The sequence below is a fragment of the Bradyrhizobium sp. PRIMUS42 genome, from assembly GCF_023006515.1.
Taxonomy (GTDB): domain Bacteria; phylum Pseudomonadota; class Alphaproteobacteria; order Rhizobiales; family Xanthobacteraceae; genus Bradyrhizobium.
Genome location: NZ_JALBGZ010000140.1, coordinates 1 through 11,146, shown reverse-complemented (window position 1 = coordinate 11,146; position 11,146 = coordinate 1). Strand labels below are relative to the sequence as shown.

The following is an 11,146-nucleotide window of genomic DNA, read 5'->3' as shown; positions in this document are numbered from 1 at the left end:
CCGGCTTTGCCGCGGGGGCGGCATCAGCCTTCGGCGCGGCCGGCGCGGTTTCCGCCTTGGGCGCAGCTTCAGTCTTTGGCGTGGCGGGAGCGGCTTCCGTCTTCGGAGCCGCAGCGGGCTCGACGGCGCGAACCGCGGTCTGGCATCCCGATGACAGGCTCGACATGTTCTTCTTCAGGCATTGATACGCTTCCACGCCGCCGGGCGTGACGCTCGCGCAGTGCGCCATGAAGTCCGACCGGCATGCGGACCGGATGGCGCCCTTCTGCGCCTCGGTCGGCGCTTGTGCGAATGCGGGTGCTGCAGTTGCGAACAGTGCCGCCGCCAGCAACGCCGTGCGGGCTGAGACTTGTTTCAACGTGTTGAACATAGGATGAATTCCTGCCCTGTCGAAATCTTTTGACAATCAATCAAAGTCGCGCAATCGCAGTCGTCGCGAAGTGATGCCTCGCGAGCGATATCATTGGCCGCTTCCGCTTCTACCGCAAGTAGATATTGCCGACGCAATTGCGACGTAACTACGTCGTCAGAGCTTGACCATGCGCTTGCCGCGGTTCTCGCCCGCGAGCAATCCGATCAGCGCCTTCGGCGTGTTCTGCAATCCGTCGATGATGTCTTCCTGCACCTTCAGCTTGCCGGATTTGACCCAGGCCTGGAGGTCGGCGAGCGCGCGCGGGCTCTCCTTCATGTAATCCATCACGATGAAGCCCTGCATGACGAGCCGCTTCACCACGATCAGTCCCGGCACGCCGCGCGGTCCGTGCGCCGAGGGCGCGCCGTCATATTGCGAGATTGCGCCGCAGCAGGCGATGCGGCCGTAATTGTTCATCTGCGGGAGGCAGGCTTCGAGGATGTCGCCGCCGACATTGTCGAAATAGACGTCGATCCCCACAGGGGCAGCGGCACGGAGCGCCTTGAAGACCGCGCCGTCCTTGTAGTCTACGGCGGCGTCGAAGCCGAGCTCGGAGGTGAGCCAGTTGCACTTGTCCGCGCCGCCGGCGATGCCGATCACGCGGCATCCTTTGATCTTGGCGATCTGTCCGACGATCGAGCCGACCGAGCCCGCGGCCGCGGAGACCACGACCGTCTCGCCCTCTCTGGGCTTGCCGATCTCCAGCAGGCCGAAATAGGCGGTGAGGCCGGCGATGCCGAACACACTGAGCAGATGCGTCATCGGCTCGAGCTTCGGCATCTTGGTGAGATGCTTGGCCGGCACCGCCGCATATTCTTGCCAGCCGGTGTCGCCGAACACGATGTCGCCCGCCGCAAGCCCGTCGGCCTTCGAGCTGACGACCTCGGCAATGGCGCCGCCGGCCATCACGCTGTTGGCCTCGACCGCGGAGCGGTAGGTCGCGCCATGCATCCAGGCGCGGTTGGCGGCGTCGAGCGAGATGTATCGCACACGCAGCAGGGCCTCGCCGTCTTTTGCCTCCGGGGTTGCGCTCTCCACCATCTTGAAATGCTCGGGGCCGAGTTTGCCGCTGGGCTTTTCCACCAGCAGAATTTGGCGATTGATGTTGCCGCTCATGGCGTTTCCCTCTTTGATTGTCTTGACGATTATTGATGCAGCCGCCGCAAGCAAAACGTGCAGGCGGCATGCGTTGTGCGCTGCATGAAGGCTAGATCGCGGCGTTCCTTTTCACAACGGGAACATCCTGAAAACGCGATCACACGCGAAGCGTGTTGCGTCGTTGTGATATCTGCGACATCATGAAGCGCCGGTGTACTTGGGGGTCAACGATGTCGAACAGGTTCACGCAATACATTCTGGCCGCGATGGTGCTCGGCATCGTCATGGGATCGGCGATCTACAACTTCCTCCCCGACACGCGCGCCGACTGGGCCTCCTCCATCAACCTGATCGCCATGATGTTCCTGCGCCTGATCAAGATGATCATCGCGCCGCTGGTGTTCGCGACCCTGGTCGGTGGCATCGCCCATATGGGATCGGGCTCCAAGCTCGGCCGCATCTTCGCCAAGACCATGGGCTGGTTCATCAGCGCCTCCTTCGTCTCGCTGCTGCTCGGCCTCGTGATGGTGAACCTGCTGCAGCCCGGCGCGAACTTCCCGGGCACGCTGCCGCAGGCGGGCCAATCGACCGGCCTGCCGGTCTCGGCCTTCTCGATCGAGAAATTCCTGACCCATTTGATCCCGACCTCAATCGCGGATGCGATGGCGCAAAACGAGATCCTCCAGATCGTGATCTTCGCGGTGTTCTTCTCGGTGGCGATGGGCTCCATGCCCGAACGCTCGAAGCCGATCCTCGCGATGATCGACGACGTCGGCCACATCATGCTGAAGGTGACGAGCTATGTAATGCTGTTCGCGCCGCTCGCGGTGTGGGCCGCCATCACCGCGACGGTCGCCAAGAACGGCCTGCTGGTGCTCTGGAAGCTCGTCGTCTTCATGGGCGGCTTCTATCTCTCGCTGGCGATCCTGTGGACGATCCTGGTCATCGTCGGCTTCATCGTGATCGGGCCACGCTACAGCCATCTCTTGAAGCTGGTCCGCGAACCGCTGATGATCGCGTTCTCGACCGCGAGCTCGGAGGCGGCCTATCCGAAGACGCTGGAGGCGCTCAACCGCTTCGGCGCCTCGTCGCGCATCTCGAGCTTCGTGCTGCCGCTCGGCTATTCCTTCAACCTCGACGGCACGATGATGTACTGCACCTTTGCGGCCGTCTTCATCGCGCAGAGCTATCACATCGACATGCCGCTCGGCACCCAGCTCGCGATGCTGGCAACGCTAATGATCACCTCCAAGGGCGTCGCCGGCGTGCCGCGCGCTTCCCTCGTCGTGATCGCCTCGACCTTGGCGCAGTTCAACATCCCCGAGGCGGGCCTCTTGATGATCATGGGCATCGACACCTTCCTCGACATGGGCCGCAGCGCCACCAATGTGATCGGCAACACCCTTGCGACCTCGGTCGTGGCCAAATGGGAAGGCGAGCTCGGGCCCGAGCATGCGCTCGGACCCAGTGACGTCGTGCCTGATGACATGGTGCCGGGCGAAGTGCCCGCGATGGCCGGCCATGGGTAGGAGTGAACCATGGGCCAGATATTGGCGAGGTCGCTGACCTCAAGCCGGCTGTGGCTGGCGGCGTCGTTGTTCGCGACCTCTTTGTCGGCGACGTCGTTGTTCGCGAGCTCGGCGCTCGCCCAGACTGGCGGCGAAGGGCTGAGCCCGACGCTGTCGGCCGTCAAGGCGGCGCACACCGTGCGGCTCGGCTACCGCGAGAGTTCGCCGCCATTCTCCTTCCTCGACCAGTCGGGCCGCCCGATCGGCTACAGCCTCGAGCTCTGCGAGGCGATCGTCGAGGAGATCGGCGTCGAGGTCGACGATCCCAATCTCAGAATCGACTATGTCAGGGTCACCTCGGACGACCGCATTGACGCCGTGCTCCAGAACAAGATCGACCTGGAATGCGGCTCGACCACGGCCAATGCCGAGCGCGGCAAACGCGTCGCCTTCTCGCCCTTGATGTTCGTCGCCGGCACCAAGCTGATGGTGCCGAAGGCGTCGAACGTCGCTGCGGTCACCGATCTCAAGGGCAAGACCGTGGTGGTGACCAAGGGCACCACCAACGAGCAGGCGATGCATGCGGCCGACAAGAAGTTCTCGCTCGGCCTCAACATCGTCACCGCGAGCGATCACGAGCAATCGTACCAGATGCTCGCCGAGGGTAAGGCCGATGCGTTCGCGACCGACGACATCCTGCTCTCCGGCCTGATCGCGCGCCACAAGGCGCAGGACAAGTTCCGCGTCACCGGCGATTATTTGTCCTACGATCCCTACGGCATCATGTTCAGGAAAGGCGAGCCGCAATTGTCCGCATTGGTCGAGCGCGCCTTCCGCAAGCTCGGCTCCAACCGCGACCTCGTCCCGCTCTACAACAAATGGTTCACCGCGAGGCTTCCGACCGGCGAACGTCTGAACGTGCCGATCTCGCCGCAGCTGGAGGAAGCCTTCAAGGCGATGGACGATTCCGCCAGCGCGAATAATTAGAGGCGATTGCCTCTGTCCCCGTCATCCTGAGGTGCGCGCTCGGCGGTGCAAGTGCACGGCCGAGCAAGCCTCGAAGGATGAACGGCCGAGCTGTCAGACGGGCCGTCGTCGTTCGAGGGCCGCTGAAGAAGCGACCACTTCAGGATGACGGCAATAGGTCAATGCTCGCGGCGCACTTCACCAAACACCCGATCCAGCGCAGCGTCATATGTTGCTTGCACCAGCTCCGGATGCAGCTTGCCCAGCGCCTCCATCATCACGCCGGAATTGATCTCCAGCACGCGCCAGGTGCCATCGACGCGCACCAAATCGATTGACGCAAAGATGATGCCGATGGCGCGCGCGGCATCGATCGCGAGCTTCACGCAGACCGCGCGAGCCGCGCCATCCTCCAGCAGCACCGGCTTTGCGCCGGCATCGAGATTGTGTCGCCAATCTCTGCCGCGCCGCTTGCTGTAGACGACAAGGGGCACATCACCGAGCTGCACGACACGGACCTCGTCCTCGATTGCCAGATAGGGCGAGATCACGAGGCCGGCGCTCATCGAGAAGACGTCGCCGGCCGCGTGGTCGAGTTCCGCCTCCGTCGTCACCTTGAACACCGAGCGCCCCGATGTCCCCTCGTTCGGCTTTACCACCACGCCTAGCGGATGGTCGTGGAGCAGCTCGAGCATTGCATCGCGCCAGCTGGGGCCAACAACATTCTTGCCGAGCTTCGGGTTGAGGAAGAGGTGATGGGGAACGCACGGCACGCCCTCAAGCGTCAGCGCTTCGGCCGTGGCCGATTTGTCGTTGGCGAGGCGGTGCGCGATGGCGCTGTTGAGGCCGATGTCGTAGCCGAAGGCGAAATGGCGCGCCTCGCCCCGGCGCATCGCGATCAGCCAACCGCCGGCGCGGACATCGACGACGATGCCGTGGTCCGCGCAATAGCGCCTGATCGCCTGAACGAAGATTCGCTCGCCGCTTGCCATCTCTGCTGTTCCTGTCGCCGAAAGCCGCAAAAACACGGGCAATAGCGCCAACCGCGCGGAAAATCAGAGCTATTCTTAATGAAATTCTCGCGAGCGCGACGGAAATTAAGTGCTGCAATCGAGCCTTGGAGGGAAAAGAAATTGCCCTCCCGGCATGGCAGGCAGCAGATTCATTAATGATGCGGCCAATTCCGCCGCAAATGCCGGTTTGATCAGCGTCAATTGCATCCGAAACGAGGTTGATTATTGGTCTCAATGGCGTAGATCACACACGCGAAATCCTCCGCCATGGCAATGGTGTCCGCCCCGATTTCTGGGCCGGGCAACGCTTTTGCCCTAAAACCGCAATTATTCGGAATATCGAAAATCATGAGCGCGTTTTACCGAGAGAAGGTTCTTTCCGTTCAGCACTGGACCGACACGCTGTTCAGCTTCCGCGCCACGCGCGATACCGGCTTCCGCTTCCAGAACGGCCAGTTCGCCATGATCGGCCTCGAGATCGACGGCCGTCCGCTGCTGCGCGCCTACAGCATGGCGAGCGCCAACCACGAGGAAGAGCTCGAGTTCTTCTCGATCAAGGTGCAGGACGGCCCGCTGACCTCGCGCCTGCAGAAGATCAAGGAAGGCGACACCATCCTGGTCGGCCGCAAGGCGACCGGCACGCTGATCACCGACAATCTGCTTCCCGGCAAGCGGCTGATGCTGCTCTCGACCGGGACGGGCCTTGCGCCTTTCGCGAGCCTGATCAAGGACCCCGAAGTCTACGACCAGTTCGAATCCATCGTGCTGGTGCACGGCTGCCGCCAGGTTTCCGAGCTCGCCTATGGCGAGAAGCTCGTCGCGTCCTTGCGTGAGGACGAGCTGTTCGGCGAGCTTCTCGCGGACAAGCTGATTTACTACCCGACGGTGACCCGCGAGCCGTTTAGGAATCGCGGCCGCATCACCGACCTCATCAGCTCCGAGCAGATCTTCAACGAGATCGGCCAGGGTCCGCTCGACATCGCGACCGATCGGGTCATGATGTGCGGCAGCCCGGGGATGCTGGAAGAGCTGAAGGTGATGTTCGAAGGCCGCGACTTCATCGAGGGAAGCGGCAACAAGCCCGGCCATTTCGTGATCGAGAAGGCCTTCGTCGAGCGGTAAGCTCGGTTGAAGAAGTGGCGTGATCGCGCGCCACACGCAACTCGTCGTCCCGGACAAGCGCAGCGAAGCGGAGCGCAGATCCGGGACCCACAACCCCAGCGAGGGTTATGGTGCGAGCTGGTCACCACGAGGCTTCGTCAAATAACTTCCTTTGGTTATGGGTCCCGGGTCTGCGCTGACGCTTGCCCGGGACGACAGCTGAGCTTGTGGACTGCATTGGGGCCCTTGCGCAGCCCCTCCAGGGGCCGGTGGCACGCCCTTTCTTCCTCCCCCAACCCCCTTGCTGCACCGCACCCCGCCCATCGGGCTGATTGATTTGTCTCGGCCGAATTCGCTAGCCTGAAACAAGGGCCGCGTCATATCCGTATGACAGGCGAGGGCGTATCGTACCGCCTCATGCTGGCGAGAGGATCGGATCGTGGCCGACGACAACAAGACGCAGGAATCCTCCCAACACCCATCCCCCAAACGCCTGCCGCTGGCGGAAGAGGGGATCATGGAAACCCTGCTGCTGCCATTCTCGCCCCGCTTCATCGTGCTGACGATCTGCGCGGTCGTCACCGCGCTGTTGATCGGCATCGGCATCGCCGACCGCAAGATCTTCGACATCCTGCTGGTGCCGATCCTGATTTTCGGCGCGCTGACGCTGCTCGGCGTCCGCGATCTCCTGCAGAAGAGCCACGCGGTGCTGCGCAACTATCCGATTTCGGCGCATATCCGCTTCCTGCTCGAAGAGATCCGCCCCGAGATGCGGCAATATTTCTTCGAGAGCGAGAAGGACGGCATGCCGTTCTCGCGCGACACCCGCGCGGTGGTTTATCAGCGCGCCAAGATGGAGCTCGACAAGCGTCCGTTCGGCACCCAGGAAGACGTCTACCGCGAGGGCTATGAGTGGATGCATCACTCGGTTTCGCCGAAGACGCATGCGGCGGAGAAGTTCCGCATCGGCATCGGCGGCCCCGACTGCAAGAAGCCTTATTCGGCCTCGGTGTTCAACATCTCGGCGATGAGCTTTGGCGCGCTCAGCCCCAATGCCGTGCGGGCACTCAATGCCGGCGCAAAGAAGGGCGGCTTCGCGCACGACACCGGCGAGGGCGGCGTCAGCCCCTATCATCGCGAGATGGGCGGTGACATCATCTGGGAGATCGGCTCCGGCTATTTCGGCTGCCGTCATCTCGACGGCACCTTCGATCCCGAAGCGTTCGCGCGCGTTGCCGGCGACGACCAGATCAAGATGGTCGAGCTCAAGGTCAGCCAGGGTGCCAAGCCCGGCCATGGCGGCGTGTTGCCGGCCGCGAAAGTCTCGGAGGAGATCTCCAAGATCCGCGGCGTCGCGATGGGCGAGGACTGCATCTCGCCGGCCTCGCACCGCGTCTTCTCCACGCCTGTTGGCATGATGCAGTTCATCGCCGAGATGCGCCGCCTCTCCGGCGGCAAGCCGACCGGCTTCAAGCTGTGCATCGGCCATCCCTGGGAATTCCTGGCGATCTGCAAGGCGATGCTTCAGACCGGCATCTATCCTGACTTCATCGTCGTCGACGGCAATGAGGGCGGCACCGGCGCGGCGCCGCTGGAGTTCATGGACCATCTGGGCATGCCGATGCGCGAGGGCGTCAGTTTCGTCCACAACGCGCTGATCGGCATCAATGCGCGCGACCGGATCAAGATCGGTGCCTCCGGCAAGATCGCCACCGCCTTCGACATGGCGCGGGCGATGGCGATCGGCGCCGACTATTGCAACTCGGCGCGCGGCTTCATGTTCTCGCTCGGCTGCATCCAGTCGCTGAGCTGCCACACCGATCGTTGCCCGACCGGCGTCGCGACCCAGGACCCGACGCGTGCGCGAGCGCTCTACGTTCCGCTCAAGATCGACCGCGTGCACAATTATCACCACGCGACGCTGCATTCGCTGACCGAGCTGATTGCCGCCGCCGGCCTCGAACATCCGCAGCAGCTGCGCCCGATCCATTTCAGCCAACGGACCTCGACGACCCAGGTGCAGTCCTTCGCGCAGCTCTATCCGGCGCTGCGTCCGGGCGAGCTGCTTGAAGGTACCGAAGACCCGCGCTTTCGCGACGCCTGGCGGATGGCGCAGGCCGACACGTTCCAGCCGGCGCTGTGAGCGTCGCCCCGGCCGGCAGGGTGGCTGGCCCCGGCGCGTAAATTCACCGCGAGCGGGGCTGCGTTTAATGCTTGATTCAACTTTGGGTGTAGATTGTGCCCATGGACGAACGGCGCGACAAGGCGAGGCATCGCGTGCTGAAGGCCGGAACGATCGAGTTCGGCGGCGGCGCGATCGACTGCACCGTTCGCAACCTGTCCGACGCCGGCGCGGCGCTCGACGTCACCAGCCCGGTTGGCATCCCCGAGCATTTCACCCTGTTCGTCCCGGCCGACGGCAAGCACCTGCTCTGCACAGTGGTCTGGCGCAAGGAGAAGCGGATCGGGGTGAAGTTCGGTTGAGGGTGCGGGTTGCGGCCTGACGCTTGTCCGGGACGACAGCTTAGATTGGATTTCGCCCCGCCGTCCAATTTACCCCGTCTCGACCTCGTTCAACCGGCTCGCCAGGATCTTGTCGATGCGCCGACCATCGAGATCGATCACCTCGATATGCCAGCCGCCGAAGTCGAAGGCATCGCCCGTGTCAGGCAGCGCGCTGAACTGTTGCAGAACCAGGCCCGCCACCGTGTTGTAGCGGTGCGGCGGTAGTTCGACGCCGAGCAACTCGCCGAATTCGTCGACCGGCATCCAGCCGGAGATCAGCAGCGAATCGTCTGCGCGCCTGACATAGGCCGGCTCCGGCGGTCCCGCTTCCGAATGGAAGGCGCCGACGATCGACTCGAGGATGTCGGCGGCCGTCACCATGCCTTCGAAGCCACCGTATTCGTCGTAGACGAAACCGATGTGAACCGGAGCAGTTTTCAGGATGGTCAGCACGTCGCGCGCGTCTGCCGACGCCGGGATGCCGGGCGCCTCGCGCACGAGCGCGCGCAGGTCCGGTGAGCGTTCGTTCATATAGGCGACCAGCAGGTCCTTGGCCTGGACCACGCCGATCGGCTTGTCGCGGTCGCCGTCGGAGACGGGAAAGCGCGAGTGCGGGCTCTTGGCGATGATCTCCTGGATGACGGCCAAATCGTCGTTGAGGTCGATCTCGTCGACCTCCGTGCGCGGCGTCATGACCGCGCCCACCGGCCGGTCGCCGAGCCGCATCACACCGGCGATCATCTCCTTTTCGCCGGGCTCGAGCACGCCTGCGCTCTCGGCCTCGTTGACGAGGTGATGGATCTCGTCCTCCGAGACCTTCTCCTCGGACTTGCCGCCACGGCCGAGCAAAGTGAGGATCAGCTTGCCGGAGAGATCGAGCAGGAAGACCAGCGGCAGCGAGACCTTCGCAAGCACGTGCATGGCCGGCGCAACCCTCACCGCGATGCTCTCGGGATCGCGCAACGCCACCTGTTTCGGCACCAGCTCGCCGACGATCAGGGTGGCGTAGGTGATGAGCGTGACCACAAGGCCGACGCCGACGATGTCGGCAATGCCGGGGGACAGCCCGAACTCGAGCAGCCACTGCGTCAGCCGTTGTCCGAGCGTGGCGCCCGAGAATGCGCCGGAGAGCACCCCGACCAGCGTGATGCCGATCTGCACCGTCGAGAGGAATTTGCCGGGATCTGCTGCCAGAATCAGCGCCCGCTCGGCGCCGCGAACGCCCTTGGCTGCGAGCAGCGACAGCCGGGCCGGACGGGACGAGACCACGGCGAGCTCGGACATGGACAAGAGGCCGTTGATGACGATCAGGACGACGACGATGGCAAGTTCGACCGAGAGCATTGACGTTCCGAGGTAAGGGAGTGTGGCCGGATGGGCGGCACCTGCCTTGATATAGGTATTCGGCGAGGAAATGCCGTCAATTTTGCCGCATTTGGCGCCCGCGGGAACTGGGCGCGGTCTGATGAGCTGCCCGACAAGCTCGCGCGTGCGTCCGTGGAACTACGGGACACCATGTTTAACGGGCTCTTAGTGGGCGGCGGTTAGGTTTTCGCCATTGCAGAAGTGTATTTGGGGAAACGCAAGATGCGGATCGGGAAGCTTTTCGCGCTGTCCATGCTGACGGTGACGGTTTTTGCAGTCATCCTGGGCGCGGAGGTCCTGATACCCCAGGCACGCATCTTCACGAACCGCTCCGACGCGATCAAGACCGTCGATGCCTTTGGTGCGATGCTGACGGTCAGCCAGCACGTCGCCGGCCTTCGCGCCCCCTACGTCGGACCGATGTTCCAGGAAGGCGTTGCGACGCAGGCCCAGCTCGAAACCGCTGCAAAGGCCGCGAAAGCCGCCGATGCCTCCTTCGAGGCTGCAAGGCGCACCATCATGGTGCTGGATGACGGCGGCACGATGGTCGAAAACATCGACCGCGCCGCACGGCGGCTGAAGGAGGTCTACACCGCGGCAGATCGTACGATGGGCGTTCCTCTGGCGGCGCGCGACGGTTCTGTGATCAAAGGCTTCCTGCCCGGCGTTGCCGAGGTGCTTGCCACCATCGAGCCGACCATGAACCGGCTTGAAGCCAAGGTCATCAGCGCGGATTCCTCGCTTGCGTCGTTGCTGCGCCTGGCACGGACGGCGCAGGATCTGCGGGTTGCGGCCGGCAGCCGTGCAGCCACGCTGTCATTCCCGCTGTCCGCACGCCGGCCATTGACCGCCGCCGAAGCTTTGCTGATGGATCGCATGCAGGGTCGTGTTGAAGCCGACCGCGAGCGCATCGAGGCCGGCATCGATCAGCTCGGCAATCCGCCCCGCCTCGTCGCGGCGTTCAAGGCCGCCGTGGAAGCGTATTTCGGAAAAGCAGCGCCGATCATCGACAAGGAGATGCCCGCGGCGCGCAGTGACGGCAAATATGTACTCGGCGCCGATGAACTGGCGACCGTCATCGTGCCCGCCATCCAGATGTTCTACGGCGTGCGCGATGCCGCGCTGGCGGAAGCGGCCGAACGCGCCTCAGCTGCGCGCGATGGCGCGCTGGCGATGCT

General features: G+C 63.6%; 9 protein-coding genes and 1 pseudogene. 6 read left to right on the top strand and 4 right to left on the bottom strand.

Translation table 11 applies throughout. From position 1 onward, the window contains the following. Positions 1 to 370: cysteine rich repeat-containing protein (locus MOV75_RS13640; RefSeq protein ID WP_247005945.1), on the bottom strand; the 370-nt coding region annotated here is incomplete at its 3' end. Positions 371 to 526: 156 nt separating this feature from the next. After that, a complete protein-coding gene (locus tag MOV75_RS13635; protein ID WP_246925655.1) occupies positions 527 to 1,528 on the bottom strand; it encodes an NADP-dependent oxidoreductase in 1,002 nt (333 codons plus the stop codon). A 212-nt stretch (positions 1,529 to 1,740) separates the two neighbouring features. On the opposite strand from MOV75_RS13635, the gene MOV75_RS13630 reads away from it, so the two are divergent. After that, positions 1,741 to 3,039 (top strand): dicarboxylate/amino acid:cation symporter, encoded by a 1,299-nt coding sequence (locus MOV75_RS13630; RefSeq protein ID WP_246925656.1) that lies wholly within the window; start codon positions 1,741 to 1,743, stop codon positions 3,037 to 3,039. A gap of 9 nt (positions 3,040 to 3,048) precedes the next feature. Continuing rightward, complete coding sequence (locus MOV75_RS13625) at positions 3,049 to 4,005, top strand: amino acid ABC transporter substrate-binding protein (protein WP_246925658.1); 957 nt, start codon at positions 3,049 to 3,051, stop codon at positions 4,003 to 4,005. Between the two features lie 158 nt (positions 4,006 to 4,163). Here MOV75_RS13625 and MOV75_RS13620 read toward each other — a convergent pair whose 3' ends face one another. Then, on the bottom strand, positions 4,164 to 4,976 hold the full coding sequence (locus tag MOV75_RS13620) for a RimK family alpha-L-glutamate ligase (protein WP_246925659.1): 813 nt from the start codon (positions 4,974 to 4,976) through the stop codon (positions 4,164 to 4,166). Between the two features lie 369 nt (positions 4,977 to 5,345). Between MOV75_RS13620 and MOV75_RS13615 the strand changes: the two genes are divergently transcribed. The 3 genes from MOV75_RS13615 (at position 5,346) to MOV75_RS13605 (ending at position 8,582) form a co-directional block, all read left to right on the top strand. Further along, positions 5,346 to 6,119 carry a ferredoxin--NADP reductase gene (locus tag MOV75_RS13615; protein ID WP_246925660.1) on the top strand — a complete coding sequence of 258 codons (774 nt, stop codon included), beginning with the start codon at positions 5,346 to 5,348 and terminating at the stop codon, positions 6,117 to 6,119. A gap of 418 nt (positions 6,120 to 6,537) precedes the next feature. Then, on the top strand, positions 6,538 to 8,241 hold the full coding sequence (locus MOV75_RS13610; protein WP_246925662.1) for an FMN-binding glutamate synthase family protein: 1,704 nt from the start codon (positions 6,538 to 6,540) through the stop codon (positions 8,239 to 8,241). 101 nt (positions 8,242 to 8,342) lie between these two features. Beyond that, positions 8,343 to 8,582, top strand: a complete 240-nt coding sequence (locus MOV75_RS13605; RefSeq protein WP_246925664.1) for a PilZ domain-containing protein — start codon at positions 8,343 to 8,345, stop codon at positions 8,580 to 8,582. Between the two features lie 69 nt (positions 8,583 to 8,651). Here MOV75_RS13605 and MOV75_RS13600 read toward each other — a convergent pair whose 3' ends face one another. Next, positions 8,652 to 9,947, bottom strand: coding sequence for a hemolysin family protein (locus tag MOV75_RS13600; RefSeq protein ID WP_246925666.1), 1,296 nt, complete (start codon positions 9,945 to 9,947; stop codon positions 8,652 to 8,654). A 243-nt stretch (positions 9,948 to 10,190) separates the two neighbouring features. On the opposite strand from MOV75_RS13600, the pseudogene MOV75_RS13595 reads away from it, so the two are divergent. After that, positions 10,191 to 11,146, top strand: a pseudogene (locus MOV75_RS13595) (methyl-accepting chemotaxis protein); the annotation flags it as partial.